Source organism: Loktanella sp. D2R18 (assembly GCF_003318235.1).
Classification (GTDB): domain Bacteria; phylum Pseudomonadota; class Alphaproteobacteria; order Rhodobacterales; family Rhodobacteraceae; genus Yoonia.
Genome location: NZ_QOCG01000009.1, coordinates 97626 through 113710 on the forward strand (window position 1 = coordinate 97626; position 16085 = coordinate 113710).

General features: G+C 55.4%; 18 protein-coding genes. 11 read left to right on the top strand and 7 right to left on the bottom strand.

Translation table 11 applies throughout. The features are described 5' to 3' along the window. Positions 1-2 precede the first annotated feature (2 nt). Complete coding sequence (locus DS901_RS05530; RefSeq protein ID WP_113775938.1) at positions 3-674, top strand: hypothetical protein; 672 nt, start codon at positions 3-5, stop codon at positions 672-674. Here the strand turns inward: DS901_RS05530 and DS901_RS05535 are convergent. From DS901_RS05535 to cysS, 3 genes are read right to left on the bottom strand one after another with little or no spacing between them, the layout of a single operon-like run. Beyond that, positions 671-1438, bottom strand: a complete 768-nt coding sequence (locus DS901_RS05535; RefSeq protein WP_113775939.1) for a squalene/phytoene synthase family protein — start codon at positions 1436-1438, stop codon at positions 671-673. The genes DS901_RS05530 and DS901_RS05535 overlap by 4 nt on opposite strands. A 33-nt stretch (positions 1439-1471) precedes the next feature. After that, on the bottom strand, positions 1472-3091 hold the full coding sequence (gene cimA, locus DS901_RS05540; protein ID WP_113775940.1) for a citramalate synthase: 1620 nt from the start codon (positions 3089-3091) through the stop codon (positions 1472-1474). Beyond that, on the bottom strand, positions 3088-4506 hold the full coding sequence (cysS, locus tag DS901_RS05545) for a cysteine--tRNA ligase (protein WP_113775941.1): 1419 nt from the start codon (positions 4504-4506) through the stop codon (positions 3088-3090). The genes cimA and cysS overlap by 4 nt, the downstream gene beginning before the upstream one ends. A 270-nt stretch (positions 4507-4776) precedes the next feature. On the opposite strand from cysS, the gene DS901_RS05550 reads away from it, so the two are divergent. Continuing rightward, positions 4777-5115, top strand: coding sequence for an MmcQ/YjbR family DNA-binding protein (locus DS901_RS05550; RefSeq protein ID WP_113775942.1), 339 nt, complete (start codon positions 4777-4779; stop codon positions 5113-5115). Here DS901_RS05550 and DS901_RS05555 read toward each other — a convergent pair. Further along, entirely contained in the window at positions 5106-5660 is a 555-nt protein-coding gene (locus tag DS901_RS05555; RefSeq protein ID WP_309472524.1) for a VOC family protein, read from the bottom strand. The genes DS901_RS05550 and DS901_RS05555 overlap by 10 nt on opposite strands. 75 nt (positions 5661-5735) lie before the next feature. Here DS901_RS05555 and soxR point away from each other — a divergent pair, with 75 nt between their 5' ends. The 3 genes from soxR to DS901_RS05570 all read left to right on the top strand — a co-directional run bounded on the left by soxR (position 5736) and on the right by DS901_RS05570 (position 8115). Beyond that, positions 5736-6179 carry a redox-sensitive transcriptional activator SoxR gene (gene soxR, locus DS901_RS05560; RefSeq protein WP_113775943.1) on the top strand — a complete coding sequence of 148 codons (444 nt, stop codon included), beginning with the start codon at positions 5736-5738 and terminating at the stop codon, positions 6177-6179. A gap of 68 nt (positions 6180-6247) precedes the next feature. Then, complete coding sequence (locus DS901_RS05565) at positions 6248-7309, top strand: bifunctional transcriptional activator/DNA repair enzyme AdaA (RefSeq protein ID WP_113775944.1); 1062 nt, start codon at positions 6248-6250, stop codon at positions 7307-7309. After that, entirely contained in the window at positions 7306-8115 is an 810-nt protein-coding gene (locus DS901_RS05570; protein WP_113775945.1) for an isocitrate lyase/PEP mutase family protein, read from the top strand. The genes DS901_RS05565 and DS901_RS05570 overlap by 4 nt, the downstream gene beginning before the upstream one ends. Positions 8116-8212: 97 nt before the next feature. Here DS901_RS05570 and DS901_RS05575 read toward each other — a convergent pair whose 3' ends face one another. Next, positions 8213-8839 (bottom strand): outer membrane protein, encoded by a 627-nt coding sequence (locus DS901_RS05575; RefSeq protein ID WP_113775946.1) that lies wholly within the window; start codon positions 8837-8839, stop codon positions 8213-8215. A gap of 174 nt (positions 8840-9013) precedes the next feature. Further along, positions 9014-10150, bottom strand: coding sequence for an anhydro-N-acetylmuramic acid kinase (locus DS901_RS05580; RefSeq protein WP_113775947.1), 1137 nt, complete (start codon positions 10148-10150; stop codon positions 9014-9016). 63 nt (positions 10151-10213) lie between these two features. Between DS901_RS05580 and tyrS the strand changes: the two genes are divergently transcribed. After that, the gene (gene tyrS, locus DS901_RS05585) at positions 10214-11464 is read left to right on the top strand and encodes a tyrosine--tRNA ligase (protein WP_113775948.1); all 1251 of its coding nucleotides are present in this window, start codon (positions 10214-10216) and stop codon (positions 11462-11464) included. Here tyrS and DS901_RS18675 read toward each other — a convergent pair. Continuing rightward, positions 11461-11601: a hypothetical protein gene (locus DS901_RS18675; RefSeq protein WP_181820781.1), complete on the bottom strand. Its 141-nt coding sequence runs from the start codon at positions 11599-11601 to the stop codon at positions 11461-11463. The genes tyrS and DS901_RS18675 overlap by 4 nt on opposite strands. Positions 11602-11647: 46 nt before the next feature. Here DS901_RS18675 and DS901_RS05590 point away from each other — a divergent pair, with 46 nt between their 5' ends. From DS901_RS05590 to DS901_RS05610, 5 genes are all read left to right on the top strand, one after another. Then, positions 11648-12445 carry a GNAT family N-acetyltransferase gene (locus DS901_RS05590; protein WP_113775949.1) on the top strand — a complete coding sequence of 266 codons (798 nt, stop codon included), beginning with the start codon at positions 11648-11650 and terminating at the stop codon, positions 12443-12445. 51 nt (positions 12446-12496) lie between these two features. Continuing rightward, positions 12497-13747, top strand: a complete 1251-nt coding sequence (locus DS901_RS05595) for a cation:proton antiporter (protein ID WP_113775950.1) — start codon at positions 12497-12499, stop codon at positions 13745-13747. Continuing rightward, positions 13744-14595, top strand: coding sequence for a PhzF family phenazine biosynthesis protein (locus DS901_RS05600; RefSeq protein WP_113775951.1), 852 nt, complete (start codon positions 13744-13746; stop codon positions 14593-14595). Before DS901_RS05595 ends, DS901_RS05600 begins: the two co-directional genes overlap by 4 nt. Then, positions 14585-15541, top strand: a complete 957-nt coding sequence (locus DS901_RS05605) for a CorA family divalent cation transporter (protein ID WP_181820782.1) — start codon at positions 14585-14587, stop codon at positions 15539-15541. The genes DS901_RS05600 and DS901_RS05605 overlap by 11 nt, the downstream gene beginning before the upstream one ends. 69 nt (positions 15542-15610) lie before the next feature. Then, entirely contained in the window at positions 15611-16024 is a 414-nt protein-coding gene (locus tag DS901_RS05610) for a Fur family transcriptional regulator (RefSeq protein WP_113775953.1), read from the top strand. The last annotated feature ends 61 nt before the right edge of the window (positions 16025-16085 follow it).

Consider the following 16085-nt stretch of genomic DNA (forward strand, 5'->3'; position numbering starts at 1 on the left):
ACATGCTTTGGAATAGAAAGAAAACGATCAGTGACGACCTAAAGGGGTGGATATTCGATAGCTTCGATTGGGCTGATACGACATTTGGTACAGAGTGGATCAAATCACGCCAACTGGTAACAGCGACGAAAACGTTCTTTTCCGCTGGTGCTGGCGACAGCCCAGAAGTCGCGCAGCAGATCGCAGATGACATTGCCTGCCTTCTTCCAATTCAACCAATTGACGTCGCACCAATGCCCGTAATAGACCCCGAGTATCGGCAAAGTTATCAAGATCTTTCTACCGTGGCTGGCCTTTATCATCATGACGACGAAGCACCACTCGTGAACTATGACGTCGCACTGATGCGTCAGCCAGTGGGGTTCATCAACACGATGACACATGAATTGATGCACGCGCGACTTGCGAACCACATCGACGGCATGCCCGGCGGCGAACCGATGCACGAGCTTTCAACGGATCTGCATTGCATCACACATGGCTTCGGACTTTTTGCTATCGAGGGGCCGGCTCAGGTTGGATGGTCGGGCTATATGACCCAAGAATCGCGGGCCTATGCGCTTGCTGAATTCTTGGCCCGACACGGTATTGACGATTCAGAAGCTATCAGCAGGTTGAACCCACGTGGCCAAAAGGCGCTAACGCGCGCGATCAAAGAACACGCATCAGACTAGCGCCACCAGCCCCGCAGCACGACATTCGTAAACCGCAGGTTTTCGCGTAGCGGCGGCAGGCCAAGCGCGCCGCGCGCGACTTTGCCGGGGTCTTTGCGGATTTGCCGCAGGACTGGCCGGGCCAAATAACCAGCAAATAATGCGGGCGCGGCAGCCGCAGATATCTGGCGTCGCGCCGCAATCGCCCGCGTCAGCCGTGCCTCAGCACCTTGTGCAAGCGCTAAAACCCCAGCTTCGGACCCATCCAAAAGTGGCTTGCGGTCGCGTTCTTCTAGGTCAGGGATTGCGCGGAATAGATTTGCGACACCCGTCCCATAAGCAAAATCGGCGACCATGCCCAAATCACCCTGCCCCAACAACCGCGCGGCTGTGGTCATCAGATGGCCCGCAGTTGCATCGATATAGCTGTCCAAATCCGCCTGATCTTCAAACGGGTCGCTATATATATCCCAACGGCGCGCGGCGATCAGACCGTCAAGCAGCTTGGCCCCTTCGACATCCAGAACATCTGCCAGCGCATCTACGACCTCATGCCCGCGCGGCTTGACCCCGCCCGCGATTTCTTCAAGCGCGTCGCGCCACCATTGCAGGCGCATTTCAGCGATCATCGGTTCTTTGGTCACCCAAGGGGCGCGCGCGACCTCGACGTTAAACGCATAAAGCGGAAACAGGATTTCGCGGGCAGGCACGGGCGCGGCCATCGCCGCACGAAACCGTTCGGGATCAGCTTTTTCAACCAAGGCCGCACAAGCATTCAGGCTCATATCAATATCATCTTGCCAAAAATACTCAAAAAACTACACCTTCGCCCCATCGCGGATCAGTTTCCAATTGATCGCATCAACCAGCGCATCAAAGGACGCATCAACTATGTTGGCGCTGACCCCAACGGTAGACCAACGGCGGCCCTGCCCGTCTTCGCTGTCGATGATGACGCGGGTCACGGCCTCGGTACCGCCATTAGTGATCCGCACTTTGAAATCAACCAGTTGCATATCTTCGATATACTGCTGATACGGCCCGAGATCTTTTGATAGCGCCCGCGACAACGCATTCACTGGGCCTTGGTCACTGCCGTCAGGCCCTTGGCTTTCGGAGACGTTCAAGAACCGTTCACCGTTCACCTTGGTCACGACCACGGCCTCTGAGAGCGATACCATTTTGCCGCGCTTATTTTTGCGGCGCTCAATCGTCACCCGGTAGCGTTTCACCTCAAAAAACCGTGGCAATGTGCCTAGCTCTTCACGGGCGAGCAATTCAAAGCTGGCTTGCGCCGTGTCATAAGAAAACCCTTGGGCTTCTTTCTCTTTGATCCGCTCAACAATGCGGGCCAGCGCCGGATTGCCCAGTTCAACCGTGATCCCAGCATCCGCTAGGCGCGCCTTAAGGTTGGATTGGCCCGCTTGATTGGACATCGGCACGATGCGGCTATTCCCAACCGATCCCGGGTCAATATGCTCATATGTCGATGGATCCTTGGCGATGGCCGACGCATGCAACCCCGATTTATGCGCAAAGGCGGATGCCCCCACATAAGCCGCCTGTTTGGCGGGCACACGGTTCAAAATATCATCCAGCATCCGCGATGCCTTGCGCAAACCTTTCAACGCATCAAGGCTAACACCCGTCTCAAACTGGCTGGCGAATGGCTCTTTCAACAAAAGCGTCGGGATCAATGTCGTGAGGTTGGCATTGCCACAACGTTCGCCCAAGCCATTCAGCGTCCCTTGGACCTGCCGACAGCCTGCCATGACGGCGGCCAACGAATTAGAGACCGCGTTTTCCGTATCATTATGCGTATGGATCGCAAGATGATCGCCGGGGATACCGCTGGCGATCACAGCAGTGACAATCTCGCTGACCTCATGCGGCAAGGTACCGCCGTTGGTATCACACAGCACAATCCAGCGTGCACCCGCATCATAGGCGGCGTGAATAGCCTCAAGCGCATAGGGTTTGTTCGCTTTATAGCCATCAAAGAAATGCTCAGCATCAAACAACCCTTCGCGGCCAAGCATTTTCAGATAAGCAAAGCTTGCACCTAGGTTTTCGATATTTTCATCAAGCGTGATGCCAAGCGCAGTCGTCACGTGAAAGTCATGCGATTTCCCGACGAGACAAACAGCGGGTGTGCCCGCGTTGATCACCCCCGCTAGAATGTCGTCATTCTCGGCTGACCGGCCCAGCCGTTTGGTCATGCCAAAGGCGGTCATAGTTGCGCGAGTTTTCGGCGCATCCGCGAAAAATTCAGTGTCGGTCGGGTTCGCACCGGGCCAGCCGCCTTCGATGTAATCAACCCCAAGATCATCCAAAACGCTCGTGATCTGACGCTTTTCATCCGCCGAAAACTGCACACCTTGCGTCTGCGCCCCATCGCGCAGCGTGGTGTCGAAAAGATAAAGACGTTCTTTACTCATAGCAGCCCCTCCAACTTAGAAGCATCGAAATCGGGGCCAGCGTCGAGTTCAACACCGGTCTTTGACATGCGCACCTCTACCCCGGCTTCCAGAAGCGCCGATTTAAATGCGTCTACTTTGGAATAGTCTTTTATTTCTTTAGCTTGATCACGTAGTTTAAAAAATTTGTCGATATGCCAAGCAAAATCAAAATCATTTACGAACCACTCCGCCCGTTCGTCCGTAAGCAATCCTAACAATTGTGCTGATGCCAAAAACTCAGCTTCTTCTTTCTGTGAAACTAGACGGTCGCTCTGAAGACTTTGCATCCAATTCAAAAACCGAACACGTAGTTCATACATGGCCTGTGAAGTGTTTATATCATCAGCAATGGCATCCACGATGGATTGATGTGGCAAAGAAGGTGCAACTCCCGTTAGGTGTTCACGCCAGCGGTACAACTCCCTCTTGGCAGCTGTTGCCTTTTCCGCGGTCCAATCCATCGGCTTGCGGTAATGCGTTTGCAGGAAGACAAAGCGGATCACTTCGCCTGGTACGCCCTGATCCAACAGATCGCGCACGGTAAAGAAATTGCCCAAGGATTTGGACATTTTCTTGCCCTCGACTTGCAGCATTTCATTGTGCAGCCAGTAGTTTGCAAACCCTTCGCCATCTTCGGCATGGCCAGAGGCGCAGCAGCTTTGCGCGATTTCGTTTTCGTGGTGCGGAAACATCAGATCGTTGCCGCCGCCGTGAATATCAAACGTATCCCCAAGCAAATCCTTGGCCATGGCGGAACATTCAATATGCCAACCCGGACGGCCACGCCCCCACGGGCTGTCCCAGCCAGGTTGATCCGCATCTGACGGTTTCCAAAGTACAAAATCCATCGGATCGCGTTTGTTATCCGCAATCTCGACCCGCGCGCCTGCGATCATATCATCGGTAGAGCGTCCAGAAAGCGCGCCGTATTTTGGGTAAGAATTCACTGAAAACAGCACATGGCCCGCCCCATCGGGGTAGGCAAAACCCTTTGCGATCAAATCTTCAATCATCGTGACCATTTGCGGGATATACTGCGTCGCGCGCGGCATCTCATCAGGGTCCATCGCCCCCACAGCGCGCATATCATCAAGATACCACTGCGTTGTCTCATCCGTGATCTCTTGGATCGTGCGCCCGCTTTCGGCGGCACGCGCGTTGATCTTATCGTCGACATCCGTGAAATTGCGCACATATGTGACGTGATCCGCGCCGTAGACATGACGCAACAAGCGGTACAGCACATCAAACACAATCACCGGACGCGCGTTGCCAATATGCGCGCGGTCATAGACCGTTGGCCCGCAAACATACATCCGCACGTTTTTGGGATCAATCGGGATAAAGTCCTCGCGTTTGCGGGTCTTTGTGTTTTGCAGCCGAATAGTAGTCATAACGCCTCACGCAGGGGTTTTGCCGGCGGGCTTACCAAGTTCAGCATTCAATTGAAACGTGAAAGAGCAGCCCGCGACAGATGTCAGCAGGTAATAATGCAGCAGATAATGATGCAGATGCTCTTCATACGGGGATGCGTAGCAGGCAAATGGCGACCCGTCCAGCATTTCATGATGTGATTGTTGTACACTATGCTATCGGTTGACCACAGGGGATAGGATGCCAAACCCAAAATGGGCAGGGAATTGGGCCACAGCGGAGAACGATAGGTGACACGTGATGACATCAACCAGATCTGCGCCCAATTTGCTGGGGCAACAGCAGCTGATCCAACCTCCGAGCTGGACAGCTGGAAGGTTGGCGGCAAAATGTTTATTTGCTTTGGTACAAACAAATCAGGTTTCTGCGTCAAAACCGACAGCCCAGAGACAGCACAGATGCTAATTGACGCAGGTGCTGCGCGCAAAGCCCCGTATTTCCACAGGTCATGGGTGTTGGTCGACCCAGACAGCAACCCGGATGAGCTGCGTCACCGGATTGCTATCTCATATGATATTATCCGCGCCAGCCTGACCAAAAAGATGCAGGCCAGCCTTGATCAAGCATAGCTGATCACCTCATACTCGACCCCATCATCATCGTTAAAGTAAAACCGCTGCCCCGGTTCGTAATCCGCATGGCTATGCGCCACATAGCCCATTGCGCTTACCTTTTCTGCAATAAGGTCAAGGTCATCGACCACGATACCAATGTGGTTCATCGCCCCCCTTGTGTGATAGCTTGCGTCAGATTTCGGGACAGTTTGTGCGGGATCACTGCCCGAATAGATCGCGATGTAGCTATCTTCGGTGCCGACGTGCAGCGTGTACCCCGCGCCTCCCATAGCGGCACCTTCCCAGCGGATACGCCAATCAAAAAGCTGTTCAAGCATCCGTGCGGTCGCTTTGGGGTTTGAGACAGTAATATTGACGTGTTCAAGATGGCTCATTTTCGTGTTCCTTTTGTTAAGAATGATCCGCGCAATCCAAGAGCGCCGTACGGGGCGCGGCATTATCAAACTGCGGTCATGATAATCCCAACCGATGCCCTCGTGACGCATGGCCGCGGCGGCGGCACTATCGGCAAAGTAGGTGCGTTGGTTTGAATATTGCATCGGTTTTTCCACTAGATTTCTCGCGTGATTAGGGTTCTAATTTCTAAAGTTAACTTGAGATCAAGGATTATTTTTATGGCCACGGGATTATCGATCGGGGACCTTTCTGCGCGCACCGGATTGGCGGTTTCTGCGATCCGGTTTTACGAAACCCACGGGATCGTCGCGCCTTTGCGCAATGACGGCGGGCATCGTCGCTATGGGCGTGCGGATATTCGGCGTTTATCCTTTGTGATGGCGGCACAAACGCTTGGGTTTCCGTTGGCTGAAATCGCAGAACACCTCAAAGGGCTCCCTGCTCATAAGGCCCCCAGCAAGGCGGATTGGACCCGCATCAGCACAAGCTTTCGTGTTAAGATCGATGCGCGCATCGCGGCCCTGACAGATCTGCGCGAAAAATTGGATGGCTGCATTGGATGCGGTTGCCTAAGCCTGCAAAGCTGCGCCCTATACAATCCGCAAGACGTTAAGGGATCGGAGGGCGCAGGGCCCCGCAATTTGACCGGGCTTGATGGTTGAGGCGCGCACAAGCAATAGGCGCCCGATTTCAGGCGGCACCACCCGGACGAATCGCATAGGCTTTGGACATGTTGATGACCCTTCCCAATGACGATGTGCTTTACGAAGCGCTCTTGGCCCGCGATCCCGCCTATGATGGAACCGCCTTTGTTGGTGTGTCCTCGACCGGTATTTTTTGTAGATTAACATGCCCCGCGCGCAAACCGAAACGCGAAAACTGTAATTTTTTCAGCGATGTATCGGATTGTATTCAAGCAGGGTTTCGGCCCTGCAAACGGTGTCACCCGGTCGCACCTGCGGCCCAGACCGACCCTGCAATCACAGCACTATTGGCCGCGTTGGATGCGGATCCCATGCGACGCTGGTCAGAAGCAGACGTGACTGCGATGGGGTTTGACCCATCGACGGTACGACGCAGTTTCAAACGCCATTTTGGCATGACATTTTTGGACATGGCGCGTCAGCGACGGCTGGCCAGCGGGTTTACGGCGCTCGAAACGGGTAAAGTGATTGATGCGCAACTTGACGCTGGTTTCGACAGCCCCGCGGCATTCCGCGCAGCTTTCGCAAAGCTCATCGGCACCGCCCCTGGCAATTTCGCAAATGACGCCCTGCTGCGCGCGGCGCATATTCCAACCCCCTTGGGCGACATGATCGCGGTCTGCGACAAGCGCGCGCTGCATCTACTCGAATTCGCAGATCGCAAGGCGCTACCCGCAGAGCTGGCACGCCTTCGCAAGATGTCCAGGGGTGACATAGGGATCGGTCGCACAGATATCACGGAACAAACCGCCGCAGAATTGACCGCGTTTTTTGACGGTACAAGCGCCGATTTCACCGTGCCGCTGGTCTTGCACGGTACGCCCTTCACCCGCCAAGTTTGGACCGCCTTGCGCGATATTCCTGCGGGCGAAACACGCAGTTACGGCGCGCTTGCCCAAACCATCAATGCACCAACCGCCACGCGCGCGGTTGCCCGCGCCAATGGATCAAATCAAATCGCGCTCATAATCCCCTGTCACCGCGTCATCGGCGCGGATGGATCGCTGACCGGGTACGGCGGCGGGCTGTGGCGCAAACAAAAGCTGATTGATCTTGAAAAGACATATGCACAAAGGACAATAAAATGACCCACCCCGGCACGGTTTTTCGCACGCTTCACGTGGCGGGCCACCCGTTTATCATGGCCAACGTCTGGGACAAAGGCAGCGCCAAGATGCTACAATCCATGGGCGCCAAAGCCCTGGCCACATCGTCAGCGGCCCATGCATTCACGCTCGGGCGCGTAGATGGCGGCACGCTCACTTGCGATGAGGCTCTCGCCCATGCGAGCGACATTCTTTCCGTCGCAACCGTGCCAGTGCAGGGCGATTTTGAAAACGGTTTTGGTGACAGCCCAGATGACTGTGCGCAGACGGTCCGGATGGCGGCCGAGATTGGGCTTGCCGGGATTTGTATCGAGGATACGATCCTGCCGGGCGACGCCCCTTATGACCATGATTTAGCTATTGAACGGATCCGCGCCGCCGCAAGTGCGGCCCGCGCATTGCCAAATGACTTTGTGCTGACCGCGCGCGCCGACGGAATCATGATCGGCAGCTATGACACCGACGCCGCAATCAAACGGTTGCAAGGGTTTTCCGCTGCGGGCGCAGATTGTCTTTATGCACCAATGCCGCCTGATATGGCCGCGCTTGCACGCATTTGCGCAACCGTGGACAAGCCTGTGAATGCGCTTGTTGCTGGCGATTTTGCGGGAAAATCACTGGATGATTTCGCCAAGGCAGGCGCTGCGCGGCTATCGCTTGGGTCTGCGTTGGCGCGTGTTACCCATCGCGCGATCTATGATGCGGCAAGCGAAATGTTTAACGGGCAGTTCAGCGTCCTCAAGGACAACGGCATTGGCAGCGATACGATTGACCAAATGATGACCTAAGCGCGAAAAGGCCCGCAGTTTGCACTGCGGGCCTTTCTTGGTCTAGGCGCGATCTCGGGGATGAGGGACCCCGCCTACCACATTCCAATTCGCGGGATCAGAACTGGAACGAAACGCGTGCTGCAACAGTCGTCGCATCGAAATCAAAACCTGTGCCGTCAAAGTCGTCGAATTGGTGCTGAAGAACTTCGCCACCAACACGCAGACTGTCGCTCACACGGTATTCCGCGCCCAAACCTGCAAAGCTGCCAGTGTCCGAAAGATCTGTACCGGCAAAGTCCACCTCAGCCTGCGCAACACCTGCGGTGAAATATGGCAGCCAATCGCCAGCATCATACCCGACGCGTAGTTTTGCCCGCGCGATAGAGTCAATTTCGACGTCGTCTGCTGACGATTCTGCGTCTGTACCGTCGATATCTAGTTCAGCACCCAGTACCCATGAACCAAAGTCATGCATGTAGCCGCCGTGTACACCGTAAGTTGCGCCTTCAATGTCATCTGTCAGATCATCGGATTCAACTGACCCGAAACCAATTTGGCCACCAGCGTAAAAGCCTGTCCAATCACCGTTATGCATCATCGGTGCAGGGGCTGCTACGGGTACCGGAGTTGGTGCAACGGTTTCAACAGGTTCTGATAGTCCGCCAGCAGAGGCCATACCAGCAGCCAGTGCCATTGGTGTTGCGATCATGCTCAAACGAACCAGTTTCAATGTATTCATCATTTTGGTTTCTTCCTTTGTAGTTTGTGGTCGTGTGCACACATCTACGCTTTTATGGACGCCGTTCAAGATCACCTCACAGCCCTGTGAATAAGGTCAGCGAAAAAGAGCTAATTACCATAAAAACAAGGCGAATATCCGCACATCAAAATCACTTCGCCGTGAAACGAAAGGCGTTTACAGATCGCGTAGATTGCCAGCACACAACTTAACGGATGAGTCTGTCGGAACTGCGACTCGTCCCCCGGATACGGGCGCGCCAACCCCGGTTGTTCCGGGCGCCGACAAAGGCAAGCCGCGCGCCGCACGTACGGCCAAAAACGCAAAAGCTTGTGCTTCAAGCATATCACCGTTCAAACCGACCGCCTCGACCGGTACGACGTCGCTTTGCAGCCCCCCTGATATCGCGCGCATCATCGTCGCGTTGTTGCGACCGCCGCCGCAGACCAATAGTTGGGTTGTCGGTGCCGGGCATTGGGCCAAGGCGTGGGCCACGCTTGCCGCCACGATTTCTGTCAGTGTCGCGACCGCATCGGCATCAGAAAGATGAGCCACACTGTCGATCAATCCAGAAAACGCGTCACGGTCCAAGGACTTTGGTAAGGGGCGCGCAAAATATGGATGCGTTAGAAAGGCAGCTACAATTTTAGGGTCGGCAACGCCCGCCCCCCCCAAGGCCCCGTCTTTATCATAGGCAAGGCCACGGCGCGCTTGCACCAGATCGTTGATCGGCGCATTTGCGGGGCCCGTGTCAAAGGCGATCAACGCCCCGGGCTCTGCCGGATCACCATAGCGCGGATCGACCCAAGTAATATTGCCGACGCCGCCCAGGTTCAAAAATGCAACCGGGGCTGTAGCCCCAATCCATTTCCCCAAGGCAAAATGAAAAAACGGGGCTAATGGCGCACCCTGCCCGCCCGAAGCCACATCGTTGGTGCGAAAATCCCAAGCGACAGGCACGCCAAGCGCATCCGCGAGATGCTGCCCATTACCGCATTGGTGTGTACCTCTCCCACCTGGATCATGGGCCAGTGTTTGGCCGTGAAACCCTGCGATATCAACATCCTCAAACGGGGCCATCACGGCGATATGGGCGGCCTCGACCACTTTGGCGCATGCGATTACATCATCATCGTGCCAGCGCCCAAGATGCCCGCGCAGTACCGCACGTTCTGTATCAGTATAGGCGCGATAATCGCTGGGGCCAAAACCTGCGATGTCGATCCCGTCAGTGTCCAGCACAGCCGCATCTACCCCGTCCAGCGAAGTACCCGACATCGTGCCAAGCGCACGCATAAATCCAGATTTCAACATACGCTTTCCCTTGGGCCATGACCTGACTATAGAGTGCACCGAGACCACCGCAGGAACAAGCCAATGACCTACCATCCGAAATCTGAATTTATGTCTGTAATGATGTCGCGCGGCTTTCTGGCCGATTGCACAGATTATCAGGCGCTTGATGAGGCGCTGAGCAATGGTGTTGTTCCGGCCTATATCGGTTTTGATGCGACGGCAAAATCACTGCATGTCGGATCGCTGATCCAAATCATGATGCTGCGCTGGCTGCAAAAGACCGGCCATAAACCGATTACCCTGATGGGCGGCGGCACGACAAAGGTGGGCGATCCATCGTTTCGCGCTGATGAGCGTCCGCTTTTGGGGCCTGAGCAGATCGATGCCAATATCGCAGGTATCCGTCAGGTTTTTTCAGCTTACCTTGATTACTCGGATGCGCCAAATGGGGCGATGATGATCAATAATGCCGAATGGTTGGACGAGTTGAACTACCTCGATTTCCTACGCGACATTGGGCGGCATTTTTCGATTAACCGGATGCTGGCATTTGAAAGCGTGAAATCACGGCTGGACCGGGAACAATCGCTGTCTTTCCTCGAATTCAACTACATGATCTTGCAGGCCTATGATTTTCTTGAGCTAAACCGCCGTTATGGCTGCGTGCTGCAAATGGGCGGATCGGATCAATGGGGCAATATTGTCAACGGGATCGACCTGACACGCCGTGTGCTAGATCATCAGATTTTCGGCCTTACTTCACCACTTTTGACCACATCTGACGGCAAAAAGATGGGCAAGTCTCAATCTGGCGCTATTTGGTTGAACCCAGACATGCTGTCGCCTTATGAATTCTGGCAGTTCTGGCGCAACACGACCGATGCCGACACGGGCCGTTTCCTAAAGCTCTACACAGAACTACCTGTCGAAGAATGCGACCGTCTGGGCGCGCTCGAAGGATCCGAGATCAATGCCGCGAAAATCATCCTCGCTAATGAGGTCACCACCCTATTGCACGGGGCCGAAGCGGCGCAAGCCGCCGAAGCCACTGCACGCGAAGTGTTCGAAAAGGGCGGCGTTGGCGATGACCTACCCACTGTGACCCTATCGGCGGATGATTTGGGCGATGGCATTTCCATTGTGCAATTGTTTGTGCGCGCAGGTCTGTCCAAAAGCGGCAAGGACGCTAAGCGTTTGATCGGCGAAAACGGCGCACGTTTGAACGATGCCCCTTTGGAAAACCCCGGCCTGATCATTGATGCGGACGCACTGGCAACCCCGATCAAGCTGAGCGCGGGCAAAAAACGTCACGCGCTTGTGCAACTGGGCTAAAGCAACACTAAATCCACTGTAAACAATGTAATTCCCACGGGGAATGAAATGAGGGCGGCCACCACGGCCGCCCCCAATGCTGTTGGGCGAGGTGGTGGTGCAGTCACGCCTGCGACGGAGTTGGCACGTTTTTTCATGGCATCATTAACCACGTCTTAGGTTTCCAATGGCTTAACACAGTCTATGATTTTGCCGTTGCAACAACATCCGCACTACCGACAAGCGCTCCGCCGCATTGGCGCGACAGTGACAACCGCAGATATCCCCGGCGCAGCCCCCGTGCAGGTGATCAAACGTTTTGGTATCGTCTTTGCGCCGCGCGGGCCGATTTGGATCGCCCCGCCCGACGCCCATGCGCTCCGCGCAGCGCATTTACGTTTGATCAACAGCAACGGCGGTGATGCCCAAACCTTGCAAAAGGCCGGATACCGCCAAATCATGACACCCGCGACCGTGGCAGAACTCGCGCTTTCAACGGATCAAGACGTTATGGCCGCGCAGATGCACGGCAAATGGCGCAACATTTGGCGCGGCGCACAAAAACAGCCATTCAATATCAAAAGCACCCCGTTTGATACACTGGTGCATCAATGGTTGCTCGATGCCGATCTGGTTCAGCAACGCGAAAAACGCTTCCGCGCTTTGCCTCATGGCCTCATGCAGGCCTATGCTGATATCGCGCCGGGGGACGTTACAGTCTGGACCGCCGCGCGTGGAAATACACCAATCGCAGCAATGGTATTTCTGCGCCACGGGGGCTGCGCCACCTATCATCTGGGCTGGACGAACGCGGTGGGGCGCCAATCACGGGCCCACCATCGCCTACTGATTGAAGCAAGCATGTCACTGGCGCGCGGTGGCGTCCGACAGCTCGATTTGGGCATGATCGACACGCATAATGCCCCGGGATTAGCCCGGTTCAAGCTTGGCTGCGGCGCAACGGCGCGGCAATTGGGGGGTAGCTGGCTCAAGATATTCTAGCGAGGCGTGCAGCGACCTGTTAACTGTTGCCAAAGACCATAGGATATATTCATGACACTGTTGCAAATCACATCGCTGCTCATTGTTCTCGCAGGGGCATTTGGGTCGATAAACTATCTGTTTTTGCGGCTTCCCGCAGCAATTGGCATTTTGGTTGTGTCGCTGCTCGCCTCATTTTGTGTCATGATCCTTGATTTCGCGATGCCAAGCTTTGGGCTGGAAGACACGGTGCGCAACACTGTGTTAAGCATCGATTTTTCTGATGCGCTGCTGGAAGGCATGTTGGGGCTGTTGCTGTTTGCCGGGGCGTTGCACGTCAAAATATCAGACCTGCGCCGCGAATGGGTGCCTGTCGCACTGATGGCAACCATCGGGATTGCACTGTCGACCACGATTGTTGGCTATGGATTTTCTTGGCTGACGGGCATGCCATTGCTGACTGCATTGGTGTTCGGATCACTGATTTCCCCCACTGACCCAGTGGCTGTATTGGGGGTTTTGCGCGAAGCGGACCTGCAGAAATCGTTGGAAACAAAGATCGCTGGCGAAAGCCTGTTTAACGATGGGGTTGCCTATGTGGTTTTCTTGATCCTTGTTGGGTTGGCCTTTCCACATGGTGACAGTCATGGCAGCGACGCCGCGGCAGCGATTGAGCTGTTTGTCCAAGAAGCCCTTGGTGGTGCGGTGTTGGGTGTTGTTCTCGGCTGGCTAACCTTCCGGGTGATGCGCCGGATTGATGATTATTCGCTTGAGGTTCTCATCACGCTTGGCCTTGCGTTTGGCGGCTATGAATTGGCGGTTTATCTGCATGTCTCTGCACCCATCATGGCGGTTTGCGCTGGGCTGTTGATTGGCGATGTGGGCACAAAATTTGGGATGTCCGAAGAGACCCGGCTGTATGTTGATGCTTTCTGGAAACTTATCGATGAGATTTTGAACGCTGTCCTGTTCTTGATGATCGGGGTAGAGGTATTTGCCGTGGCGTTTGACACCAGCTTTATCGTCACCGGCGTGGCCTCAATCGCGCTGGCGCTTATCGCGCGTTTGGCGGCGGTTGCGGTGCCGGTTCTTATGCTCAAACCCTTCCGCAGCTTTTCGTCCGGGGTAATCCCGATCATGACTTGGGGTGGCCTGAAAGGTGGGATATCCGTGGCGCTCGCCCTATCCCTGCCCGATAGCGAATGGAAACCACTGATTCTGACTGCGACCTATGTCGTCGTCGTGTTTTCAATCATCGTCCAAGGTTTAACCATTACGCGGGTGGCCGCAAAAGTCGGTCGTGAACCGGAGCTACCGCAATGACCGATTATCTTGTCTACGACGTGTTTACACAAAACCGCTTTGGCGGTAACCAACTGGCCGTGATCCCAGATGCCCGCGCCATTCCCGAGAGCGACCTTCAACAAATCGCCCGTGAATTTAACTTTTCGGAAACCACGTTTGTCTACCCGCCCAATGATCCCGCACATACGGCCAAGGTCCGAATATTTACCCCAGCGGTAGAGATTGACTTTGCCGGGCATCCGACAATTGGGACCGCAATCGCGCTACGTGACCAAGGGCATAGCGGGGAAATGGTGCTGGAACTTGGGGTCGGCCCAATTCCCTGTTCGTTTGACGGCGATACCGCGTCTTTTGTCACAAGCGCTGCGCTTGAACGGATCAGCTTGCCTGTTGTCGCCTTGGTTGCAGCGGCGCTGGGGCTGCCGGAAACGGCCATCGACACAACGACCCACCTGCCCGTGCAAGCGAGCCTTGGGCTCACGTTTGTAATTGTTGCATTGGATAGCGCAGATAGCCTGGCGGCCTGTGCGCCCAATCTTGATGCAATACGTGAAGGTGCGCAAAAACACCCGGCCGGCTTAGATTTCGCGATCTACGCCTATGTGCGCGATGGTGATCAGATTGACGCGCGTATGTTCGCCGCTTTGGATAATATCCCCGAAGACCCGGCCACAGGCAGCGCCGCAGCCACATTAGCAGCTTTGTTAACCGAAGTTCTGGACGCCCCCCAAAGCCTGAAAATCACACAAGGCGTCAAGATGGGGCGTCCATCACTAATCACAGCGACCACACAAAACCAACGCCCCGCCCCTGTAACGATCAGCGGCACCGCTGTGCGCGCGATGGAGGGGCGGCTTGTTACCTAACCCATTACACGCCTATGACATTGGCCGGGACGGCACATCCGCCCCCGCCGGTGCGATTTCCACTGAGGTGGACGATAAGATCGCCTATCGCTGGCTGCATTTTGATCTTGCTGATCCGCATCTGCGCGCATGGTGTGATGACGCGCTGCCGCCACGCGCCGCGCGCGCATTGCTTGCTGCAAAGACTCGGCCGCATATGGATGATGACGAAAAAGGGATCGTGCTGACACTGCGTGGGATCAACCTGAATGACGGGCAAGAGCTCGCGAATATGGTGTCGCTTCGGCTTTGGATCACCCCGCGTTTGGTGATTAGCGTGCGCAGACTGCCGGTGAAGACAGTCGATGCACTCGCGAAACAAATTGCTGATGGCGATTGCCCTGCAGCCCCAGGCAATTTCATCACCCGCATTACCGAGCACATCGTTGAGCGGGTTGAAAAGGTATCAGTTGATCTTGAAGAACGCGCTGACGCGATGGAAGACGGCGTTTATCAAACCGGGGCCTCCGATGTTCCCGACCTGTTTGAACTGCAGCGCACCGCCATTCGTCTGCGGCGCCATATTGGACCGCTCAAGGATGCGCTGGGCGCTTTGGCGATTAACCACGGCGGGGTTTTGACCGACAGCCTGCGCAACCGTATGCGCGACACGGCCAACCGCGCGATGCGCTCTGTCGAAGAAGTCGAAGAGGTGCGTGACCGGCTCCGCGCCCTTTCCGCCCACATTGATATCACCCAAGAGGCGCGGATTGCGCGCAACGGTTATACGTTATCTGTTGTGGCCGCGATTTTTCTTCCGCTCAGCTTTATCACCGGGCTTTTGGGGGTCAACGTCGGCGGGATGCCTTGGGTTGATCATCCAGACGCATTTTTGATCCTATGCGCGCTCATGGTGGGTTTGGGGGCCGCGACTTATGCCATCTTACGGTGGATCAAGTGGTTTTAGATCCGCGTCACGGCTGGAAACCCGCTGGCTTTAACGGTATCTACCCTATGACCACAGACCGAGTTGCCGATGAAATCCACAATTCTTGAACGTTGCGAAGCCAATGGCCTGCGCATGACCGACCAACGCCGCACCATTGCGAGCGTTCTTGAATCGGCAACCGACCACCCGGATGTCGAAGAGCTGTACGCGCGCGCCTCAACGGTGGACGCGGGGATATCGCTTGCCACCGTTTACCGGACCGTCAAACTCTTCGAGGAAACTGGCATCCTTGAAAAGCATGAATTTGGCGACGGCCGCGCCCGATACGAAGCCGCGGACCGTGATCATCATGACCACTTGATCGACATGCATTCAGGCGAGGTCATCGAATTTGTTGACCCTGATATTGAGGCACTCCAAGAACGCATCGCAGCTAAATTGGGGTATGAGCTCAAGGGGCACCGGCTTGAGCTATATGCTGTGCCGATAAAAAAGGACTGAGCGCAGGTAAATCTGTGCTGGGTTGATCCGATCCTCTCTTTGCATCCGCGCAAAGCAGGCG